Here is a 21049-nt window from a genome sequence, read left to right on the forward strand (position 1 = left end):
TACGGGGTCACTCGTCAAAGCTGTGAATGACCAAGTTGCATCTTGATTATTTGGCGCCATCGCGCAAGATTATTCTCGCGTTTTGATTTGGACGATTATTTTCAACCGGGGAGTTCGTTATGGGTTTCATCAAATTTACCAAGGGCACCTCGTTGAGCGACAAGGACCGCAAGGCCCTGCAGAAGTTGCTCGGCGCCGAGAAGAAGAAGCTGCAGTCCGCGCTGAAGGACGTCGACGCTAGCATCTCGATGTTGGGCGGCTCAAAGAAGTCCAAGAAGAAGAAGACGTAAGACTCGTCGGCCGGGACGCCGCACGAATCTTCGGGCTTCAGTTTTCGGGCTTCAGCTTTCAAATTTGGCCGCTCGCGTGTCGAGTTGGGGTCTCGCACAAGCTTGCGCCCGTAAACCGGCCAGCAATCGACAAGGATTCGCCCGAGTGGACCGCTAGAAGCGGTCCGCTCAGTTGATTCTTGCTCAGTTGATTCTTCCGTCATGGCAGGGGATTTGGCCCCGGCCTGACGCCATGGGCCCAATTGATGGCAGACGACAGAATTGAACTGTTTGTCGGACTGATCGAGACTTTTGACGCGCCGGATGCGGTTGATACGTGCCGGCGCCTGCTCTCGGTCGACGAACGGGTACGAGCCCACCGCTTCATGTTCGAGCGGCACCAGCGGCAGTATATTTTCGCGCATGCGATGTTGCGCCTTGCGCTCTCGCATGTCGCACCTGAGGTCGCCCCCACCGACTGGTCATTTGCGGCCGGGCGTTACGGGCGGCCGTTTGTCGCATCGCCCAAGACCTCGAGCGCGCTGCATTTCAGCCTGTCGCATGCCGACGGCTGCGTCGCCTGCGTCGTGTCAGGGCATGAGACCGTCGGCGTCGATGTCGAGACCGTGTCGCGTCGGGTGGCGCCGCTGTCGACGGCGCTTCGGTTCTTCGCGCCGGAAGAGGTCGAAACGCTGCGCGGGCTGCCGGAGCCCGCCGCGACCGAGCGCTTCTTCGACTACTGGACGCTGAAAGAGGCCTATCTGAAGGCCAGGGGTTTCGGCCTCAATTTGCCGCTCGATGCCTTCGCGATGCAGGTATCGCGCGAGGCGATCGAGATCAGCTTCAAGCCCGATATTGCCGACGATCCGCAAGGGTGGCGATTCCAGCTGATCTCGCCGTCGCCCTCGCATCGTCTCGCGATTGCCGATGGCTCCCGCGCCACCGGCGGCCTTCCCATCACCCGCAATGCGTGGCCGCTGCAGGAGGCGGCTGAATGACGCCGCGGCGGCTGCGCGTATTTCCCGCGATTTCGCGCAACCGCGACCCCAAGAAATACGTCGCCGAGTTGATGCGGGTCGCGCAGTTCGCCGACCGCAACGGCTTCGAAGGCATCCTGCTGTTCGAAGGCAACGACGTGTTCGTCGAGCCCTGGGCGATGGCCCAGCACATCATCGGCGAGACGACCCGATCCTCGCCGCTGATCGCGGTCAATCCGGTCTACATGCACCCGTTCACGGCGGCGAAATTTGTCTCGTCCTTTGCGCAGCTCCACGGCCGCAAGGTCTATCTCAACATGATCACGGGGACGGCGGTCAGCGATTTGCAGGGGCTCGGCGACGAGCAGTCGCATGCCGACCGCTATGTCCGGCTCGGCGAATTCGTTGCGCTGATGCGCCAGCTGCTGGCAAGCCCGCGGCCGGCGACTTTCGAGGGCCGGTTCTACCGCGCAAGCAACCTGCAACTGCGGCCGCGCCTGCCGCCGGAGCTGATGCCGGAATTTCTGGTCGCAGGCCAGTCCGAGCCGGCACAGCGCGTGGCGAAGGAGACCGGCTGCATCAAGATGCAGATGCTGCCGCCCGATCTCGACCGCGGCCTCGATGCGCCGGGCGTGAATTTTGGAATTTTCGCCCGCGAGGGACGCGACGAGGCACGACAAGCGGCAAAGGCGCGTTTCCGCGATAATGCCGACGATCGCGAACTGCTCGCACTCACCGTGGAAAACAGCGATTCCGTGTGGAAGCGGCGCCTCTACGAGGGCCAGAGCGGCGAGCTAGCGGACAATGGCTATTGGCTGCTGCCGTTCCTGACCTTCCAGGCCGACTGCCCCTACCTCGTCGGCAGCTACGCGGAGATCGGCGCGAAGCTGAAGGAATTTGCCGCGAAAGGGCTGACCACGATCATGCTCGACATGGTCGCAGACGAGACCGAGATGCAGCACGTCTGCAAGGCGCTCGCGGCAAGCGGGATGTTTTGAGTTGTTGATGAAGTCGACCTAACCATCACATCGTCATTGCGAGCGTAGCGAAGCAATCCAGAGTCCCTGCGCGGAAAGATTCTGGATTGCTTCGCTACGCTCGCAATGACGGAGAAGGATGGGCTACTCAGCGAAAATCACCGCGCCTCTTCGAATCCCGCCAGCACCGAGGTCAGGTTCGCGCCCAGGATATCCGAGAGATAGCCGCCCTCCTGCACGAACACGGTCGGCAGGCCCATCTTCGCGATGGCCTGGCCGATGCGGCGGAAGCCGGGCGTAGTGACCGCGAGACCCTTCAGCGGATCGTGCTCGGAGGCGTCGAGGCCGAGAGCGATGACAAGGGCGCCGGGCGCAAAGGATTCGATCGCCTTGCGCGCGACGTCCATCGCCTGGATGTAACCGTCATCGCCGGTGCCGATCGCCAGGGGGATGTTGAGATTTGTGCCGAGGCCGGGACCTTCGCCGCGCTCATGCGCATAGCCCCACACGTAAGGGTAATACGCGACGGGATCGGCATGGATCGAGACCGTGTAGACGTCCGGCCGCGCGTAGAAGATGCCTTGCGTGCCGTTGCCGTGATGGACGTCGACGTCGAGGATCACGACACGCTCGTGCCTCTGCCGCAGATGCGCCGCCGCGATCGCGCTGTTGTTGAGGAAGCAGAAGCCGCCGGCCATGTCGCGATAGGCGTGATGGCCGGGCGGACGGCAGAGCGCGTAGCTCGCATCCTCGCCGTCCATCACCATCTGCGCCGCGGTGACGGCGACGTCGGTCGCGGCGCAGGCCGCGGCCCAGGTGCCCGGGCCGATTGGCGCCGCGGTGTCGGCGGTGTGCCAGCCGAGCTTGCCGATGATGTGAGTGGGATAAGTCGCGGCATGGCGCACCGGATGGATGTTGCCAATCATCTCCGGGCCGGAATCGCCGAGCGCGGTCCAGGCCTCCCAGGCCTCGCTCAGGAACGACAGATATTCCGGACTGTGGATGCGCGCACGCGGCCCCTGCCCGAATGTGGTCGGCTCGACCAGTTGATGCTTGCCGTCCTTGAGCCCCTTGAGCAGGCGGTCGGCACGTTCGGGCTGCTCGGTTGTGCGCTTGACCACACCACGAACCAGGAAGAATTGCGGATCGTGGCTGCGATGCAGCTCGGTATGGACGGCTTTCACTCAAACACTCCGTGGTCGCTTTGACGGTGCCACAGATGTCTAAATCCCCGCGGCGGCGAGATGCAAGCAAGAAGAATGCCGCCCGTGTCGCGCCGCCCTGCGCCGGAAGCAGATCGCTCGTGAAACTCAGCAGCGCCCGCGCTGAAGACAGTGCTCGCGGCCCTGCTGGTCGGTGCGGAAGGACTCGACGAAGCCGCCCTGACGCTGGGTCACGAAGATCGTCTTGCCGTCGCTGCCGCCGAAGGCGAGATTGGTCGGCTCCTTGGCCCTTAGCGCAATCTCCCGCTCGACCGCGCCACTGGCCTTCATCAACGTGATCGTGCCCTTGAGGATGCGCGCGACATAGAGGCGGCCGGCCATGTCGGTGCGCAGGCCGTCGACGGTGTCGGGCTGGAACGCCTTGACGAGTTTCGGACTGGTGAGCTCATTGGCGCCGACCGTGTAGGACCAGATCTGGCCGCTGCTGGATTCCCCGACATAGAGCGTCTTGTCATCAGGGCTGAGATCGATGCCGTTGGTGGTGCCCATCGCGCGCGGCGCCGACATGAGCTGTCCCTGCACCGTTCCGTCGGCTCCCTTCGCGATGCGCCAGATGTGACCTTCGCGACCTTTCCAGTTCGGATCGCTCGCGTAGATCGTGCCGTCGCGGGCGATGGTGATGTCGTTGGGCTGGTTCATCTCGTCGGAGTGAAACCAGAGGGCGGGCTCGGTCGATCCCTTCGGGATCGCGAAGATGTTGTGCTTCTTGTAGTCGGCGATGAACATGGTGCCATCGCGCGCGAAGCGGATGGCGTTGCCGACGCTGCCCTCGGGCAAAGCCGTAAACGGCACGGACGCCGCGCCGCCGACAGGCAGCTTGCCGATGGTGCCGGGCTTGCCGAAATTGACGACGAAGAGATTGCCATCGAGATCGGCGGCCGGCCCTTCGATGCCGAACGTGTATTCGCCTGATGGCGTCACCTGCACGCTTTCGAACAGTTTCGTTTCCGCTCGGGCCGGTGCCGTCGCAAGGACGAGAACAACGCTACTGCACAGGCACCAAAAATTCCTGCCGGATGTAATAGCCATCGCCGTCGCTGCACTCGCCATTCAGATAGGGATCGGCCGGCCGGAAGAAGCGGCTGAAGCCAAGTTTGTCTACAGCGTTCCTTTGTGTCACGACGACGACCTTGGCAGCCGGTATTTCGCCGCATTCCTTGTTGGTTTTCCCAAAGAACTTGCGCTGCGGCGGGCCGGGCTTGATCCGCATCCGGATGCCTGGAACCATTTTTGACACCAGCAGATCCGCCGTGTCGAGCAGGCGCGTGTAACCAGGCTCGGCCTTCGGCAAGCCTTCGCCACCCGGCGGCATCAGCTTCTCCGCGCCTAACCCGTGAAGCCGCGTGCGCAACTTGCCGGAGTCGGGATCGCCAGGATAGATCCAGCCATCCTGCGACAGCATGAAGCGAAGCACCGTCGCGTCCTTCTGTGCGTCCGATTGGCCGGGCTTCAAGCCGAAATCCGAGTGACAGCCGACGCAATGCTTCTCGACGAGGCCCTTGCGCAAATTGGTAAGCCGGACGCTGTTCTGCGCGTCCCTGGCCACGAAGACCGCCAGTTGATCGATCAGCGCCTGGCTACGCATGTCGCAGGGCAACGGCGCGGGCGCATCGCCCGCGGCCCGGTCGATCCGGATCACGGTCTGGTTCTTGTCCTCGACCAACCAGATTGCGCCGTCCTCCGCGACCGTCATGCCGACGGGCGCACCTTGCGGCCGCGCGCCGTTGACGCGGTGCCAGCCTGCGATCAGCTCCTCGAACGGCGCCGCGGCGACGTCGCCGGCCTCGGTGTGAAAGCTGTGGGTCGGATCGGCCGCGCAACTGACATGATAGCGCACCGGCGCCGGGGCGGGCTTCGGGAAGCCGTGGTCGTCGACGTCATAGACGATGACGCGGCTGCCGGTCGGGCGATAGCCGTGCAGGCCGACCAGCAGCTTGCCCTCGAGCTCCGGAAATTTCACGCCGTGATAATAGAGCATCGCGAGCGGCGCACCGTGCGGCGGCAGCAGCGAGAACGGCGACTTGTAGAGAACGTTGGAGGTGCACAGCGACTTGTAGATTCCCGCCTGCAAGACGATCCTGAATTCGGGACTCGGCGTCGACAGATCGTAGCAATAGGGCCAGCCGTAATGCCGACCCTGCTCGATCGCATTGATCTCCTCGTTCGGCTTGAAAATGTCAGGCAGGTCGCGACCGTTCTCGCCTTGCAGGAAGGCATAGCCCGCATCGGGAAAGCTCGGGTGCAGCGCCAGTGCCATCGAGTTGCGCAGGCCGCGCGCATAGACGCTATGCGGCGGGTCGGCATCGCCAGGCTTCAACGCCGGGAAAATACCGCCCGGCGGCGGCATGAACAGCCAGATCGACGCCATCGCGGAAGCGCCCTCGGCCGCCGCGCAAGGCTTTGTGATCGGCGCCGGCGTGATGCAGTCGTCGCTGTGCGAGCCGATGTTGACGAACAGGCGGCCGTTCTTATCAAAGACAAACTGCTTGAGTGGATGCGCGCTCTCGTCGACCCTGGTGCCGTCGGGCAATGTGATCCGGCGGCCCGGCATGTGACGGACGATGGTCTCGACCGTATCGCGCGGTTTGTCGGCGAGCGGATCGAACCGGAAGATCGTCTCCGCGCTCGAGGCATAGAGCTTCTTGTCCGGACCGATCACGAGACCGAACGGATATTCGATTGCAGTCAGCAGCTCCTTGAACCGCTGTCCCTCAGGTGCACGCGGGTCGAGCAACAGCAGCCGCCCGTCGGTATGGCCCCAGCCCGCCATGTCCGCGACCACGAACAGGTCACGACCGGGCACCTGGATGATCGAGCGCGGGAATTTCAGCCGATCCTCCTCGCTGGCGACGAGGCCGGCGCAAAATCCCGCTTTCATGTCGATCTGGATTCTTGGAAAAACCAGATCGGAGCTGCCGCAGGTCTCCGGGCCGATCGCATAGCCGCTCTTGCGGACCGGTTCTGACGAGCCTACCGAGGCGAAGGTCAGGAGGATCACCAAGGCGCCCGCGCATACGCGCAGGCTTCGGCGTTCACGCCAGAATGTGAGGTGGTTCACGGCGCCTCCCGGGCTTTCCGTCCAGGGTTGTTCCATGCCGTGGGAATGCCGTCCAGTTGATCAACACCCCCTTGTGATCAAACCAGCAGGGGGCTTGGCGCCGACCAATCTCCGTAGATTCCCTTACCGGGCTCGACCCGAATGTTTCGCGAAGGCTTGGAATGGTATCGGTTTGCCGTCCCAATCGCTCCCAATAGGAGACGCATATGGTCCAGGTCTATTTTCACTGCTCAAATACCGAGGGCACGCTGATCGATCGCAGCGGCACAGCGGTGACCAATCTGACCGAGGCGCGCGACCGTGCCGCCCAGATCATGAACGCGATGATCCTGACGCCCGGCGCTGAGGATTGGCGCGACTGGGTGATCCATGTCAGCGGCTCCGACGGCGAGGAGATCTTCGATCTCCCCTTCACTGCCATGCTCGGCAAGCCGCACTGAGGTGATGCCATGTTGCTCGCGTCACTGACCCTGCTCCGCCAGCCCCTGAGCTTCGTCGCCAGCAAATGGCAGACGCTGATCCGGATCGCCGGCAATCCCTACCGGCCCGAGCTCCACTACATGCGCGGGCCTGGCCCGAAATGGCACGCCAAGTATCAGGCCAGCCGGCTGGATCGCGCCCGCTGAGCCCTGCGGCTCCTGCTTTCCACTGATCGGTCTCACAACTCGTCATGCCCGGGCCTGCCCGGGCATTCACGTGTTGGCGCCTCCCCCGCCTGCTTCACACCAGCCATGTCGCGCCTCCCTTTCCATGTTCTCGGTGGGGGCGATGTGCCATTCTTCGCACGCTCCCGCCCATTGCGGAGCTCAGCGCAACGAAGCCAAACCGAAGACAGCACACAGACATCATCATGCCTCATCAGTTCAGCCACGCCCAAACCGTCCGCAAGCCCGCCGTTACATCCAAAGGCGGCATCGTCGCTGCGCAATCGCGGCGGGCGGCCGAAGTGGGGGCGCAAGTGCTGGCGGCAGGCGGCGACTGTGTGGACGCGATCGTCGCCACCACCTTCGCGCTCAACGTGCTGGAGCCCTGGAACAGCGGCATGGGCGGCGGCGGCGCGATGGTGCTCTACCGTGCGGCGGAAAATCGCTACGAAGTGATCGACTACGGCATGTGCGCCCCGCAAAGCCTGCGCACCGCCGACTATCCGCTCAGCGGCGAAGGCGCGGCTTCCGATCTGTTTCCCTGGCAGCGGGTCAAGGACGACCGCAACATCCACGGCCCCGGCTCGATCGCCGTGCCCGGCGTCGTCGCCGGCATGGAAGAGGCGCATCGTCGTCACGCCAGGCTGCCTTGGAAAGATCTGGTCGCGCCAGCCGCGGCCCTCGCCGGTGAAGGCCTGCTGGTCGATTGGTGGACCACGCTGACGATCGCGGCGTCGGCGGCCGATCTTCGGCGCTATCCCGCGAGTGCGACAACGTTCCTGAAGGACGGCCTCCCGCCAAGCGCGCCATGGGGCATCAAGTCAGAGACGCGACTGCCGCTGGACACACTGAAGGCGACGCTGTTGCACCTTGCCGACGCCGGTCCGCGCGATTTCTACCAAGGCGATCTCGCCAGGAGCATCGCATCCGACATCAGCGCCGACGGCGGCGCGCTGTCGGTGGAGGACCTCGCCGCGTTCCGCGCCCATCCGCGCGAGCCGCTGGCGATCCCCTATCGCGGCGGCAAAGTGTTTGCGACGCCAGAGCTCACGGCCGGGCCGACGATGGCGCATGCGCTGCGCCTGTTGCAACAGAACTTTAAGCCGGGAAGCGCGCCCGATGCAGCCGCCTACGTCGAATATGCCGCCGCGCTGCAATCAGCCTATCGCGAGCGGCTCAAGGATATGGGGGATGCGGACGGCAAGCGTTCGCTCGGGGCGGACTATCTGGCGCCCGCCTGCACCACGCATTTCTCCGTGGTCGACCGCCACGGCAACATCGCGGCCGTGACGCAGACGCTGCTGTCATCCTTCGGCTCGAAATACGTCACGCCGCACACCGGCATTGCCATGAACAACGGCATCATGTGGTTCGACCCGACGCCGGGCACCACCAACTCGCTCGCCCCTGGCAAGCGCTGCCTCACCAACTACACGCCTGTCATCGCCGAGGCCAAGGACGGCAAGCGGCTCGCGGTCGGCGCCTCGGGCGGTCGCCGCATCCTGCCCTCGGTGATGCAGATCGTATCGTTTGCGATGGATTTTGGCATGGATCTCGATGCCGCGATCCATCAGCCGCGCATCGATGCCAGCGAAGGCGCAATCGTGATCGGCGATACCAGGTTGCCTGCGGGCACACGCGAGACGCTCGCGGCGCGCTTCGACTATGAGGAAGCGCGGGTGCAGTCCTTGCCGCAGAAGTTCGCCTGCCCGAGCGTGGTGATGCGCGACGGCGACACCAATTCCGGCGCAGTCGAGATTTTCCAGCCGTGGGCCGACGCGGTGGTCGAGGGCTGAGGCTTAGATCCCCAGCCGGTCCCGCACGCGACCAGCGATCACTGCCGTCGTCACGCCCACCGGCCACAACGCATGCATCGGGATCGGCTTGATGCCGGTGACGGGCATGTCGATCTCGGCCTTGGCGCCACCGATCAGACGGCGCGCCAGTTGCGCGCCCATCGCGGTCGAGAGCGCGACGCCGCGGCCGTTGCAGCCGAGCGAGATCAGGATGTTGTCCGCGGGCTCGTGCACATGCGGATAATGATCCCCTGTGATGGCGAGCCGGCTATTCCAGCCATGGGTCCAGGCAACGCCCTTGAGCTGCGGCCATAGCCGCTCGGCATATCGCATGAGATAGGCGACGTCGCGCGGCGAATTGATCCAGCGCATCGGACCGCGACCACCCATCAAGAGGCGGTTCTGCTGATCGATGCGGTAATAGACGGTGATGTGGCCGCTCTCGTAGAGCACCGGTCGCGTCGGCATGATCGAACGTGCCACGTCATCAGACAGCGGCGCCGTGGCGGCGATCGAGGAAAACACCGGCACGATGGTGCGGCGGAGCGCCGGCCAGAGATCGTCCGTAAAACCGTTGGTCGCGAGCAGCACCTTGTCGGCATGAACCACCGCGCGCGGAGTCTCGATGCGCCAGCGGCTGCCCTCGCGACGGAGCGATAGTGCCGGTGTTTCGCCATGCACCTGCGCGCCCGCGGAGATCACGGCGCGCGCAAGGCCGCGGGCGTAGCTGAGCGGATGCAGGTCGCCGCCGCGGGTATCCAGCATGGCGCCGATGTAGCGATCGGTGCCGGTCATCTCGCGCAATTGCTCGCGATTGAGGTACGTCACCGGCATCCCACGGGCGATGCACTGTTGTGCGGTTGTCTCGATCGCGGCGGCGCTGGCCTCATTATAGGCCGCGCGCAGCGTGCCGTTCTGCCGCGCTTCGCACGGAATCTGGTAGCGACGGATCAAATCGTGGGTGAAGTTCGTCGTGCCGTAGGAGAACGCGACCATGCGGCGGCCGAGCTCAGCGCCGAAATCGGCCTCGATCTGATCGGGATCGTGCTTCAGTCCGGGATTGGTGTGGCCGCCATTGTTGCCGGATGCGCCCCAGCCCGGCTCCTGCGCCTCCAGTACCAGTGCCTCGACGCCCTGCTCCGCCAGATGCAATGCGGTGGACAGGCCGGTGTAGCCGCCGCCGATAATGGCGACGGAAACATTCTTGTCCGTGTCGAGCGGCGGCGTCGCAACCGGCGCCACGGCGGTGTCGGCGTAGAGCGAGGGTGGCAGCGGCAGGCGCGTCATGGCAAGAACCGGTCAGAGCGGATGCAGCACGCGGCGCAAAAAGTCCTGCGTCCGCGCATGCTGCGGTTGATTGAGCACCGATTTTGCCGGCCCCTGCTCGACGATAACACCGCCGTCAATGAACAGCACACGGTCGGCGACGTCGCGGGCAAAGCCCATCTCATGGGTGACGACGACCATGGTCATGCCGTCATCGGCGAGCTTGCGCATCACGCCGAGAACGTCGCCGACCAATTCAGGATCGAGCGCCGAGGTCGGCTCGTCGAACAGGATGGCCTTGGGTTGCATCGCCAGCGCCCGCGCGATCGCGACGCGTTGCTGCTGGCCGCCGGAGAGCTGCGGCGGATGTTCGTTGGCCTTCTCGGCGAGGCCCACTTGAGCGAGCAGTGCGCGGCCACGCTCGAATGCGGCAGCGCGCGGCTCCTTCTTCACATAGAGCGGACCCTCAACGACGTTCTCCAGCACCGTTCGGTGCGGAAACAAATTGAAGCGCTGGAACACCATCGAGACCTGGGTGCGGACCTTCACGATCGACGGAGCGTCGCGATCGACCTTCAACCCCTCGACGCTGATCTCGCCGCGGTCATAGCTTTCGAGCCCGTTGATACAGCGCAAAATGGTGGACTTGCCGGAGCCGGAGGGCCCGACGACGCAGACCACCTCGCCTTTCTGCACGGACGCCGTGATGCCCTTGAGCACCTCGTTCTCGCCAAAGCTCTTGTGGACGTCGGTCAGCTCGATCATTTCTTGCCGGCCCGCTTCTCGAAGTGACGGACCAGCAGGATCAGCGGAATGCTCATGGTGAGATACATCAGCGCAACCATCGTAAACACGTTGGTGTTCTTGAAGGTCGAGGACGCGATCAGCTTGCCCTGAAGGGCGAGCTCGGCGACCGTGATGGTCGAGGCCTGCGAGGAATCCTTCAGCATCATGATCATGACGTTGCCATAGGGCGGCAGCACGATGCGCACCGCCTGCGGCAGCACGACCCGGCGCATGGTCAGCCACCAGCCCATGCCGATCGATTGCGCCGCCTCGATCTGCCCCTTGTCGATCGCCTCGATGCCGGCGCGGAAATTTTCCGCCTGATAGGCCGAGTAGGCGATGCCGAGCCCGAGGATCGCGGCCTGCAACGCGGACAGCGTGACGCCGAGATCGGGCATCACGAAGTAAAGGTAGAACAACAGCACGATGATTGGAATGCCGCGGATCACGTTGATCAGGCTGGCGCTGAGCAGCGACAGGACGCGGATGCCGGAGACCCGCATCATCGCCCAGACCAGGCCAAGCACCGTCGATAGCAGCAGCGAGCCGATGGTGACGACGATCGTCAGCACGACGCCGCTCATCAGGATCGGGAAGAATTCGGCCGCGTCGTGCCAGAAGCCCTTCATCAATCAGCTTTCATCGATTGGCGTCTGGCGATCAACCCTGTGCCTTCAGGCCCCATTTATCGAGGATCTTGTCGATGGTGCCGTTGGCCTTCAGCTTGGCGAGCGAGGCGTTGATCTTGCCGAGCAGCGCGGTCTCACCCTTGCGCACGCCGATGCCGACCGAGCCGACGGTGACGGGCTTATAGCCGTCGACCAGGCGCACCTCGGGAAAGCCGCCCTGCTTCAGATTGTAGGCGAGGATCGGATAGTCGGCGTAACCGGCCTTGAGGCGGCCGGTGTTCACGTCGCGCAGGATGTCGGGGATGGTGTCGTAGGCCTTGACGTCGGCGAACAGGCCGGACTTCTTCAGCGCGTCGACGAAGGCGGTGCCGACCTGGGCGCCGACCGTCTCGCCCTTCAGATCGTCCTGGGTGGCGTAGGCCTTGGAATCGCTCTTCGGGACCACGAGGCCTTCGCCATAGGTGTAGATCGGATCGGAGAAGTCGACGACCTCCTTGCGTGGCGCCGTGATGAACATCGCGGCCGCAATGATGTCGATCTTGCTCGATGTCAGCGATGGAATCAGCGCCGAGAACTGCATCGGCTCGATCTGCACGTTGAAGCCGGCATCCTTGCCCACTTCAGTGACAAGATCGACCATGATGCCCTGGATGCTATTGGTCTTGGTGTCGAGGAACGTGAAGGGAATGCCTGTCGGCGTCGAGCCGACCTTCAGCACTTGCTGCGCCGAAGCCGGCACCATTGCGGCAATCGCGAGTGCCGCAACCGCGGCCAGACCAAAACGCTTCATCGCATCCCCCTTGGGCCCGGCCGATGGCGGCGCTCGCAGATCTCGTCATCGCAGACGTTGCGGGCCAAGCCGTTTCGGCCTATTTTCACCAGTATGAAAATTTGGTCACACTTTTACGGCCGATGCAAGCGGTTTTCATGCACATGAAGGAAGCGGTTTGACGTGAGCGGTGGCAAAAGAATGCGCAGACCGGCCGCCGCAAAGCGGGTGAAGAAGGTGCAGATAAAGGTGAAGGTGAAAGCCAGCGCCAGCACCAGGACTATTGCGAGAGCGGCCGAGCCGGCGATGGATGTCGCGGTCGGCCGCCGCATTCGCGATCTCAGGCGCATCAGGCAATTCTCGCTGGAGACGGTCGCTTCGCGCACGGATCTCTCGATCGGCTTCCTCAGCCAGATCGAGCGCGGCCTGTCGTCGCCGTCGCTGCGCGTACTGGCCACGCTCGCCGACGTGCTCGGCGTCGGCATCGCCGCGCTGTTCGGCGCGAGCCCGAATGCCGACGGCGCATCCGACCAAATCGTCACGCGAGGGCTTCAGCGGCCCGAACTGAAGCTCTGGCGCACCGGCGTGTCGAAGCAATTGCTGAGCCCCGCCAGCACCGACAACCGGCTCAACCTGTTCCTGGTGCATCTGGAGCCCGGCGGCTCCACCGGCGACGAGCTCTATACCCATGACGGCGAGGAAGCCGGCCTCGTGCTCGAAGGCGAGATGATGCTGACGGTGGACAACGAGACATGGTCACTGAAGACGGGCGACAGTTTTCGGTTTGCAAGCCGGAGGCCGCACCGATTTTCAAATCCGGCCGAGAATGCGAAGGCCGTGGTGTTGTGGGTGAATTGCGTGACCGCGGTGGGGTAGCGCAGCCGTCATTCCGGGGCGATGCGCAGCATCGAACTATGGTGCGCAATTGCGCACCTGAGAATCTCGAGATTCCGGGTTCGTCTCTTCGAGACGCCCCGGAATGACGGCCTCACTTAGCCAAACCGGTACTTGTACCGGTCCACCGTTAGCGCACTCACATCAATGTCCGGCTTCTTGCCCGACAGCATGTCGGCGAGCACGCGGCCGGAGCCGCAGGACATGGTCCAGCCTAGCGTGCCGTGGCCGGTGTTGAGGTGAAGGTTGGCATACTGCGTGGGGCCGATCACCGGCGGGCCGTCCGGCGTCATCGGGCGCAGACCGCTCCAGAACGTCGCCTTGGAGAGGTCGCCGCCGCGCGGGAACAGATCGGTCAGGGAGTGATCGAGCGTGGCGCGGCGCGCATCATAGAGCTGGCTCGAGAAGCCGGAGATTTCGGCGGTGCCGCCGACGCGGATGCGATTGCCGAGGCGCGTGATGGCGACTTTGTAGCTCTCGTCCATCACGGTCGATTCCGGCACGCCGGAAGCGTCCTTGATCGGCACCGTGATCGAATAGCCCTTCACGGGATAGACCGGCAGCGAAATATCGAGCGGCGCGACCAGCCGCGACGACCAGCTTCCGAGCGCGAGCACGTAAGCGTCTGCCTGCAACATGCCGGCGCTGGTCGCGACACCGCTGACGCGCGCGCCGTCGGTGACGATGCGGTCGATGCCGGTGTTGAACATGAAGCGCACGCCGAGCGCTTCGGCGTGCTTGGCCAGCGCCTGCGTGAACATGTGACAATCGCCGGTCTCGTCCTGCGGCAGGCGGAGTCCGCCCGCGAACTTCTCCTTCACGCCCGCCAGCGCCGGCTCGGCCGCGATGCAGCCCTCTCGGCTCAGCACCTCGAAGGGCACGCCGTACTCCTTGAGCACGGCGATGTCCTCACCGGTGCCGTCGAGCTGGGCCTGGTAGCGGAACAGCTGCAGCGTGCCCTGCGAGCGCTCGTCATACTGGATGCCGATGTCGCGGCGCAGGTCGCGCAGGCAATCGCGGCTATATTCCGCGATCGGAATCATCCGGCTCTTGTTGATCGCGTAGCGTTCGCTGGTGCAATTGCGCAGCATCTTGAGCAGCCAGACCCACATCACGGGATCGAGCTTCGGCCGGATCACCAGCGGGCCGTGTTTCATCAGCAGCCATTTGACCGCCTTCACCGGGACGCCGGGACCGGCCCAGGGCGAGGAATAGCCGGGCGACACTTCGCCGGCATTGGCAAAGGAGGTCTCGAGCGCCGGTTCGGGCTGACGGTCGACAACCGTCACCTCATGGCCGGCACGCGCGAGGTAGTAGGCAGAGGTGACACCGATGACACCGCTGCCGAGGATCAGAACTTTCACGCTTCGTCAAACTCCCGCGGCATCACGCTCGCCGCTGCAAGAGGAAACTCCGCAACGGCGAGAGCAATTATCAGGCCACCCGCTTGATGGCGTCGCCGAGGATCGACACGATATCATCGATGTGGCTCTTCTCGACGATGAGCGGAGGCGACAGCGCAAAGCTATCGCCGCTCATGCGGAAGTACAGCCCGCGATTGAAGCAGTCGACCATGACGTCGTAGCCACGCACGCCGACCATACCGTCACGCGGCGACAGCTCGACCGCGCCCATCAGGCCGCAATTGCGGATGTCGACGACGTTGGGCAGGCCCTTCAGCGAATGCAGCGCATCGCGCCAGTATTCGGAGATCGACGCACCGCGCGTCGGCAGACCTTCGTCCTTGTAGATGTCGAGCGTGGCGATGCCCGCGGCGCAGGCGACCGGATGCGCCGAATAAGTGTAGCCGTGGAACAGCTCCATCGCGTTCTCCGGGCCGACCATCAGGCCGTCATGCACCTTGCGGCTCGCAAACACGGCGCCGCAGGGAACGGTGCCGTTGGTGATGCCCTTGGCCGTCGTCATCATATCAGGCGTGACGCCGAAGAAGTTGGCGGCGAACGGCGTGCCGAGGCGACCGAAGCCGGTGATGACCTCGTCAAAGATCAGGAGAATGCCGTGCTTGTCGCAGATCTCGCGCAGGCGCTGGAGATAGCCCTTCGGCGGCGGCAACACAGCGGTCGAGCCCGGCACCGGCTCGACGATGACGGCCGCGATGGTCTCGGCGCCGTGCAGGGCCACCAGCCGCTCGAGATCATCGGCAAGCTCGGCGCCATGCTCGGGCTGATCCTTGGCGAAGGCGTTGCGGGTGAGATCATGGGTGTGGCGGATGTGGTCGACGCCCGGCAGCAGGGTGGCGAAGGCGCGGCGGTTGGCGACCATGCCGCCGACCGAGGTGCCGCCGAAGCCGACGCCGTGGTAGCCGCGCTCGCGGCCGATCAGGCGGGTGCGGCTCGCCTGGCCGTTGGCGCGGTGATAGGCGAGCGCGATCTTCAGTGCGGTGTCGACCGACTCGGAGCCGGAATTGGTGAAGAAGATCCGATCGAGGCCCTTCGGTGCGATCTCGGCCAGACGCTCGGCGAAGTCGAATGCCAGCGGATGGCCCATCTGGAACGACGGTGCGAAGTCCAGCGTCATCAGCTGGCGCTCGACGGCGGCGGCGATCTGCTTGCGGCCGTGGCCGGCATTGACGCACCAGAGGCCGGCGGAGGCGTCGATCACCTTGCGGCCGTCGACGGTGGTGTAATGCATGCCCTCGGCCGAGGAGAACAGGCGCGGCGCCTTCTTGAACTGCCGGTTGGCCGTGAACGGCATCCAGAACGAGTCGGTCTTGATGGTGTTCGGAATCTGATGAAGGGTCACGGGCCACGCTCCTTTGCTGACCTGCTACCAGAGGCACGGCTTGAAAAGCGCAACAAGTCCTTTTCTGATGAGCTGCAAGCCATTGATTTGACTGGGGCTGCCGGTCCATATTTGCGAGATCCGCAACACCTGCAACACGGGACAGGGACATGAGCGTCGATATCGGTGGACGGCTGCGATTCATCCGGGCGCGCCAGAAGCTGTCGCAGCGCGAACTCGCCAAGCGCGCCGGCGTCACCAATTCGACGATTTCGCTGATCGAATCCAACCAGATGAACCCGTCCGTGGGAGCGCTCAAGCGCATTCTCGACGGCATCCCGATGGGGCTCGCCGAGTTCTTCGCGCTGGAGCCGGAGAGCCGGCGCAAGATATTCTACCGCGGTGAAGAGCTGACCGAGGTCGGCAAGAAGCCGATCTCGTATCGGCAAGTAGGCGACAATCTGTTCGGTCGCAGCCTGCAGATCCTGAAGGAGCGCTACGAGCCTGGCGGCGACACCGGACGCGTTCACCTCGTCCATGACGGCGAGGAAGGCGGCATCGTGATCTCGGGAAAGCTCGAAGTCACCGTCGAGGACGAGCGCCGCATTCTCAATCCGGGCGATGCCTACTATTTCGAGAGCCGTCGCCCGCATCGCTTCCGCTGCGTCGGCGGCAAGCCGTGCGAGGTGATCTCGGCCTGCACGCCTCCAACGTTTTGAAGTTGTCCGCAATCCTACGGAGCCACCGGTATCTTACGGAGCTTGAGCCATCTCAATTTCCGCGGCCTGATCCTCTATATGTTTCGAGCCATAGCCAAGCAGCCTCCGCTTTCCGGAGCCGCTTCGTAGCAGGGCTCGCTATGAAGATCACGCTCGCAAATGCAGAGGTTGCACTCGATGAAGTGCAGCGCGACAGCGACAAGCTCCATTCGGAGGAGCTGCGCAAGGCCATCGCGAACTACATCGAGTCGCAGCGAGAAGCGCTCAAGGCTCTTCGCAAGAAGCTGCACTAGCACGCGGGGGCGAGAAGGCCTCGCCCGCCGCGGCCTCAAAGCTACTTCAGCAACTCCTCGATCCGGATCGGGAAACGGCGCACACGCACACCGGTCGCATGCCACACCGCGTTGGCGACTGCCCCTGCACTGCCGGTGATGCCGATCTCGCCGACACCCTTGATGCCGAGCGCGTTCACATGCGGATCGTGCTCCTCGACCGTGATCACGTCGAGCGGCGGCACGTCGGCATTCACCGGGATATGGTACTCGCCGAGATTGGCGTTCATGATCCTTCCGGTGCGGCGGTCGGTGATGGCTTCCTCGTGCAAGGCGAAGGACAGGCCCCAGATCATCCCACCGAACAGCTGGCTCTGCACCATGCGCGGGTTGACGATGCGTCCCGCGGCGAAGGCGCCGACCATGCGGGTGACGCGGATCTGGCCGAGCTCGGGATCGACCTTCACCTCAGCGAATACCGCGCCATGGGCGTGCATCGCATACTCCTCCATCGCCGCCGGATTCGGCGCGCCGGTGCCGCGCGCCTCGACCTCGGCGACGCCGGCGCGCGCGAGAATCTCGGAATAGCTTTCGCCGCGGCTCTCGTCGTCGCGCCGGATCAACCGGCCATCGCGCGCGATCACGCCGGCATTGCCCGCACCGAACAGCGGCGAGCGCTCGTCACCGGTGGCGAGATCGGCGAGTTTTGCAATCACGGCCGCGCCTGCGCTGTGGATCGCAGCACCCGCGGTTGCCGTGTGTGCTGAGCCGCCGGCAATGCCGGCATCGGGCAGGTCGGATGAACCCGCCTTGAACTCGACGCGGTCGATCTCGAGCCCGAGTTCGTCGGCCGCGATCTGGGCCAGCGCCGTCCAGGCGCCCTGCCCCATGTCATGCGCGCCGATCTCCATGGCACCGGAGCCGTCGCGGCGAAGCACGGCACGCGCTTCGGCCTGGAACATCAATGCCGGGAACGTCGCAGTGCCCATGCCCCAGCCGACCAGAAGGCCGGCATCGTCGCGCATCTGCCGCGGCTGGAGCGGTCGCTTCGCCCAGCCGAAGCGCGCCGCGCCCTGCTCGTAGCAGGCACGCAATGCCTTGGACGAGAACGGCTTGCCGGTGATCGGCTCGACCTCGGCATAGTTCTTCAGACGAAAGGCGAGCGGATCGATGCCGCAGGCCCAGGCCATCTCGTCGATCGCGCTCTCCAGCGCGATCGAGCCGGTCGCCTCGCCGGGCGCGCGCATGAACAACGGCGTGCCGGTGTTGACGCGCACGGCATCGTGCGAGGTGCGGATCGCAGGCGCCGCATAGAGCGTGTGCGAGGCATCGGCTGCGGGTTCGTAGAAATCATCGAACGTGCTCGACACGGTCCTCGCATGGTGATCGAGCGCGGTCAGGCGCCCCTCGCTGTCGGTGCCGATGCGCAGCCGCTGCCGCGTCGGCGCGCGATGGCCGACCGGGCCATACATCTGCTCGCGACGCAGCACCAGCTTGACCGGCTTGCCGACGAGCTTTGCCGCCATGATGCCGAGAACCGGAGGACCGGCCATGAGCCCCTTCGAGCCGAAGCCGCCGCCGAGGAACGGGCTGCGGATGTGGATCTTGTCGTGCGCGATGCCGAACAATTCGGCAACGCGCGCGAGCGACAGCATGAGGCCCTGGGTCGGCATGTCGATCTGCAGACTATCGCCGTCCCAGGCCGCCACGATCGCATGCGGCTCCATTGCGTTGTGATATTGGGGCGGCGTTTCGTAAACCGCGTCGATCCGCTTGTCGGCAGACGCAAGTCCCGCCTCGACATCGCCGCGGTGATTTTCCGTCGGGTTGCCGACCCCGACGACCGGCGGCACGAAGCTTTCACCCGCATCGAGGCCGATGAGCGCGGGCAGCGTCTCGTAGCGCGGCGCCAGCAGTGCCGCGCCTTCCGTCGCCGCCTCCAGCGTCTCGGCGATCACGACGGCGATGGGCTGGTTGGCGTAGCGGACCTCATTGCTCTGCAACACTTCCATCCGGAATACGAATGGATTGGTCTTGATCTCGGGGTCGATCGCGAGTTCAGGCTTGTGGTCTGACGTCATGACATCGACGACGCCAGGATGGCGCTTGGCAGCCGCGACATCGAGCGAGGTCACGCGGCCGCGCGAAATGCTGGCGACGGCCATCACCGCAAACAGCATGCCGGGCGGATGATTGTCAGCGGCGTAGGTCGCCTGGCCCTTGACCTTGAGGACCCCGTCGCGGCGGGTCAGCGGCTGGCCGATGTTCGAGCCGTGGCGCAGATGAGCGGGCGCGCTGGTGAGATTAAGCTCGGGCATGAATGGCTCCGGACGTCGGGGCAAAGGGAGAGGCCGGCAGCGCGGGGATGCGCGCGAGCGTACCGGCGGCGGCGAGGCTCAGCGCGCGCACGACGATGCGGCGCGCGAGCTCGATCTTGAAGGCGTTGTCGCCGGACGGTTTTGCGTCGGCAAGCGCGCGCGAGGCGGCTTCCCGGAAAGCGTCCACCGTGGGCGCCACGTTCCTGAGCACGTCCTCCGCAGCGCGGGCGCGCCAGGGTTTTGCGGCGACACCGCCGAGCGCAAGCCGCGCCTCCACGATCTTGCCATTCTCGATCCGCAGCGCAGCGGCAGCCGAGACGACGGCAAACGCGTAGGACGTTCTATCGCGGACCTTGAGATAGCGCGCATGCGCGGCAAAGCCGCGCGCAGCGGGCGGCAGACGCACCGCGACGATGAGATCACCCGGCTCGAGCGCCGATTCACGCTCGGGCGCATCGCCGGGCAGGCGATGCAGTTCGTCGAGCGCGATCTCGCGCCGCCCGTTCCTGCCCTCGATCTCGACGATGGCGTCAAGCGCGACCAGGGGCACGCAGAAGTCGGACGGATGCGTGGCGATGCAGTTTTCGCTCCAGCCGAGCACGGCGTGGGTGCGGTTTTCGCCGTCGCGCGCGTCGCAGCCGCTGCCGGCCTCGCGCTTGTTGCAGCGGCTGGCGGTGTCGTAGAAATACGCACAGCGCGTCCTTTGCAGCAGGTTGCCGCCGACGGTCGCGGCATTGCGCAGTTGCGCCGATGCGCCGGAGAGCAGCGCTTCGGCGACGGCCGGATAGGACTTTGCAAAGTCGGCGTCATGCGCAAGATCGGCGTTGCTCACCAGCGCGCCGATGCGGATGCCACCGTCGGCAAGGCGCTCGATTAGATCGAGCCCGTCGAGATGGGTGACGTCGACCAGACGATCCGGACGGCTGACGCCGCCCTTCATCAGATCGAGCAGGTTGGTGCCGGCGGCGAGATAGACCGCGCCCGGCTGGGCCGCGGCAGCGACGGCCTCGGCGACCGTGGCGGGCCTGACATAATCGAACTGCTTCATGCGGAGCGCCTCTGATTGGATTCGTCCATGCCGGCCTGCGCGTCGAGCACGGCATCGACGATGCCGGCATAGGCGCCGCAGCGGCACAGATTGCCGCTCATGCATTCGCGAATGCGCTCGGGATCGTTGCCGGCCTGCGCCTCGCTCATCATGCCGATGGCGCTCATGATCTGGCCGGGCGTGCAGAAGCCGCACTGAAATCCGTCATGGGCGATGAAGGCGGCCTGCACGGGGTGAAGCTGGTCGCCGCGCGCCACGCCCTCGATGGTAAGAATGTCGGCGCCGTCATGACTGATGGCAAGCGCGAGACAGGAGTTGATGCGCTTGCCGTCGACGAGAATGGTGCAGGCGCCGCATTGGCCGCGGTCGCATCCCTTCTTGGTTCCGGTCAGATGGAGGCGCTCACGCAAGAGATCGAGCAGCGTGACACGCGGATCGTCGAGGACGAAGTCGCGCCGCGCACCGTTCACGGTGAGGCTGATGGAGTGGTTCATACAAGGCTCCGATCAGATATGGACATGAGTCGTCGCGCAGCGCGCCACCGCCGTGGCCGCCGTCGACAAGCGCCGCCCGAACATCGTCCGAGCCAACGTCTTCAGCGAAGATACGGAGGCAGCCTCCGCTTAACAAGGGCCGGCGGGAAATATTTGGAATTCGTCAAA

21 protein-coding genes are annotated in these 21049 nt (G+C 64.7%); 9 read left to right on the forward strand and 12 right to left on the reverse strand.

Going from position 1 to position 21049, the window contains the following annotated elements:
• Positions 1 to 119: 119 nt before the first annotated feature.
• The 3 genes from AC0L27_RS26555 (at position 120) to AC0L27_RS26565 (ending at position 2244) form a co-directional block, all read left to right on the forward strand.
• Positions 120 to 290, forward strand: a complete 171-nt coding sequence (locus tag AC0L27_RS26555; RefSeq protein WP_162847227.1) for a hypothetical protein — start codon at positions 120 to 122, stop codon at positions 288 to 290.
• Between the two features lie 245 nt (positions 291 to 535).
• Positions 536 to 1267 carry a 4'-phosphopantetheinyl transferase family protein gene (locus tag AC0L27_RS26560; RefSeq protein ID WP_275172172.1) on the forward strand — a complete coding sequence of 244 codons (732 nt, stop codon included), beginning with the start codon at positions 536 to 538 and terminating at the stop codon, positions 1265 to 1267.
• Positions 1264 to 2244 carry an LLM class flavin-dependent oxidoreductase gene (locus tag AC0L27_RS26565; RefSeq protein WP_275172173.1) on the forward strand — a complete coding sequence of 327 codons (981 nt, stop codon included), beginning with the start codon at positions 1264 to 1266 and terminating at the stop codon, positions 2242 to 2244. Before AC0L27_RS26560 ends, AC0L27_RS26565 begins: the two co-directional genes overlap by 4 nt.
• Before the next feature lie 137 nt (positions 2245 to 2381).
• Here the strand turns inward: AC0L27_RS26565 and AC0L27_RS26570 are convergent, their stop codons facing one another.
• From AC0L27_RS26570 to AC0L27_RS26580, 3 genes are all read right to left on the reverse strand, one after another.
• Positions 2382 to 3407 carry a histone deacetylase family protein gene (locus AC0L27_RS26570; protein ID WP_275172174.1) on the reverse strand — a complete coding sequence of 342 codons (1026 nt, stop codon included), beginning with the start codon at positions 3405 to 3407 and terminating at the stop codon, positions 2382 to 2384.
• A gap of 126 nt (positions 3408 to 3533) precedes the next feature.
• Positions 3534 to 4475, reverse strand: a complete 942-nt coding sequence (locus tag AC0L27_RS26575) for an SMP-30/gluconolactonase/LRE family protein (RefSeq protein WP_275172176.1) — start codon at positions 4473 to 4475, stop codon at positions 3534 to 3536.
• Positions 4432 to 6504 carry a PQQ-dependent sugar dehydrogenase gene (locus tag AC0L27_RS26580; RefSeq protein WP_275172177.1) on the reverse strand — a complete coding sequence of 691 codons (2073 nt, stop codon included), beginning with the start codon at positions 6502 to 6504 and terminating at the stop codon, positions 4432 to 4434. Before AC0L27_RS26580 ends, AC0L27_RS26575 begins: the two co-directional genes overlap by 44 nt.
• A gap of 206 nt (positions 6505 to 6710) precedes the next feature.
• Between AC0L27_RS26580 and AC0L27_RS26585 the strand changes: the two genes are divergently transcribed.
• From AC0L27_RS26585 to AC0L27_RS26595, 3 genes are all read left to right on the forward strand, one after another.
• On the forward strand, positions 6711 to 6944 hold the full coding sequence (locus AC0L27_RS26585) for a DUF6894 family protein (protein WP_007600593.1): 234 nt from the start codon (positions 6711 to 6713) through the stop codon (positions 6942 to 6944).
• A gap of 9 nt (positions 6945 to 6953) precedes the next feature.
• Entirely contained in the window at positions 6954 to 7130 is a 177-nt protein-coding gene (locus tag AC0L27_RS26590; protein WP_275172179.1) for a hypothetical protein, read from the forward strand.
• 224 nt (positions 7131 to 7354) lie between these two features.
• Positions 7355 to 8944, forward strand: coding sequence for a gamma-glutamyltransferase family protein (locus tag AC0L27_RS26595; RefSeq protein WP_354210442.1), 1590 nt, complete (start codon positions 7355 to 7357; stop codon positions 8942 to 8944).
• A gap of 3 nt (positions 8945 to 8947) precedes the next feature.
• Here the strand turns inward: AC0L27_RS26595 and AC0L27_RS26600 are convergent, their stop codons facing one another.
• Genes AC0L27_RS26600 through AC0L27_RS26615 form a run of 4 tightly spaced genes read right to left on the reverse strand, consistent with a single transcriptional unit; the run spans position 8948 to position 12415 of the window.
• Positions 8948 to 10231: an NAD(P)/FAD-dependent oxidoreductase gene (locus tag AC0L27_RS26600; protein WP_354210443.1), complete on the reverse strand. Its 1284-nt coding sequence runs from the start codon at positions 10229 to 10231 to the stop codon at positions 8948 to 8950.
• A 12-nt stretch (positions 10232 to 10243) separates the two neighbouring features.
• Positions 10244 to 10975 (reverse strand): amino acid ABC transporter ATP-binding protein, encoded by a 732-nt coding sequence (locus AC0L27_RS26605; protein WP_354210444.1) that lies wholly within the window; start codon positions 10973 to 10975, stop codon positions 10244 to 10246.
• Complete coding sequence (locus AC0L27_RS26610; protein ID WP_007600584.1) at positions 10972 to 11625, reverse strand: amino acid ABC transporter permease; 654 nt, start codon at positions 11623 to 11625, stop codon at positions 10972 to 10974. The genes AC0L27_RS26605 and AC0L27_RS26610 overlap by 4 nt, the downstream gene beginning before the upstream one ends.
• Before the next feature lie 31 nt (positions 11626 to 11656).
• The gene (locus tag AC0L27_RS26615; RefSeq protein ID WP_354210445.1) at positions 11657 to 12415 is read right to left on the reverse strand and encodes an ABC transporter substrate-binding protein; all 759 of its coding nucleotides are present in this window, start codon (positions 12413 to 12415) and stop codon (positions 11657 to 11659) included.
• A 180-nt stretch (positions 12416 to 12595) separates the two neighbouring features.
• Here AC0L27_RS26615 and AC0L27_RS26620 point away from each other — a divergent pair, with 180 nt between their 5' ends.
• Positions 12596 to 13270 carry a helix-turn-helix domain-containing protein gene (locus tag AC0L27_RS26620; protein WP_354210446.1) on the forward strand — a complete coding sequence of 225 codons (675 nt, stop codon included), beginning with the start codon at positions 12596 to 12598 and terminating at the stop codon, positions 13268 to 13270.
• A gap of 116 nt (positions 13271 to 13386) precedes the next feature.
• On the opposite strand, the gene AC0L27_RS26625 is transcribed toward AC0L27_RS26620, so the two are convergent.
• The gene (locus tag AC0L27_RS26625; RefSeq protein WP_354210447.1) at positions 13387 to 14652 is read right to left on the reverse strand and encodes a D-amino acid dehydrogenase; all 1266 of its coding nucleotides are present in this window, start codon (positions 14650 to 14652) and stop codon (positions 13387 to 13389) included.
• A gap of 70 nt (positions 14653 to 14722) precedes the next feature.
• Positions 14723 to 16051: an omega-aminotransferase AptA gene (aptA, locus tag AC0L27_RS26630; protein WP_473320805.1), complete on the reverse strand. Its 1329-nt coding sequence runs from the start codon at positions 16049 to 16051 to the stop codon at positions 14723 to 14725.
• Between the two features lie 149 nt (positions 16052 to 16200).
• Between aptA and AC0L27_RS26635 the strand changes: the two genes are divergently transcribed.
• Both AC0L27_RS26635 and AC0L27_RS26640 read left to right on the forward strand, forming a co-directional pair.
• Positions 16201 to 16749, forward strand: coding sequence for a cupin domain-containing protein (locus AC0L27_RS26635; protein ID WP_473320806.1), 549 nt, complete (start codon positions 16201 to 16203; stop codon positions 16747 to 16749).
• Positions 16750 to 16889: 140 nt separating this feature from the next.
• Entirely contained in the window at positions 16890 to 17042 is a 153-nt protein-coding gene (locus AC0L27_RS26640) for a hypothetical protein (protein ID WP_354210449.1), read from the forward strand.
• A gap of 41 nt (positions 17043 to 17083) precedes the next feature.
• Here AC0L27_RS26640 and AC0L27_RS26645 read toward each other — a convergent pair whose 3' ends face one another.
• From AC0L27_RS26645 to AC0L27_RS26655, 3 genes are read right to left on the reverse strand one after another with little or no spacing between them, the layout of a single operon-like run.
• A complete protein-coding gene (locus tag AC0L27_RS26645; RefSeq protein WP_354210450.1) occupies positions 17084 to 19339 on the reverse strand; it encodes a xanthine dehydrogenase family protein molybdopterin-binding subunit in 2256 nt (751 codons plus the stop codon).
• Positions 19326 to 20387: an FAD binding domain-containing protein gene (locus AC0L27_RS26650; RefSeq protein WP_354210451.1), complete on the reverse strand. Its 1062-nt coding sequence runs from the start codon at positions 20385 to 20387 to the stop codon at positions 19326 to 19328. The genes AC0L27_RS26645 and AC0L27_RS26650 overlap by 14 nt, the downstream gene beginning before the upstream one ends.
• Entirely contained in the window at positions 20384 to 20881 is a 498-nt protein-coding gene (locus AC0L27_RS26655) for a (2Fe-2S)-binding protein (protein WP_027568188.1), read from the reverse strand. The genes AC0L27_RS26650 and AC0L27_RS26655 overlap by 4 nt, the downstream gene beginning before the upstream one ends.
• Positions 20882 to 21049 lie beyond the last annotated feature (168 nt).

It is taken from the genome of Bradyrhizobium sp. Ken51 (assembly GCF_055807435.1).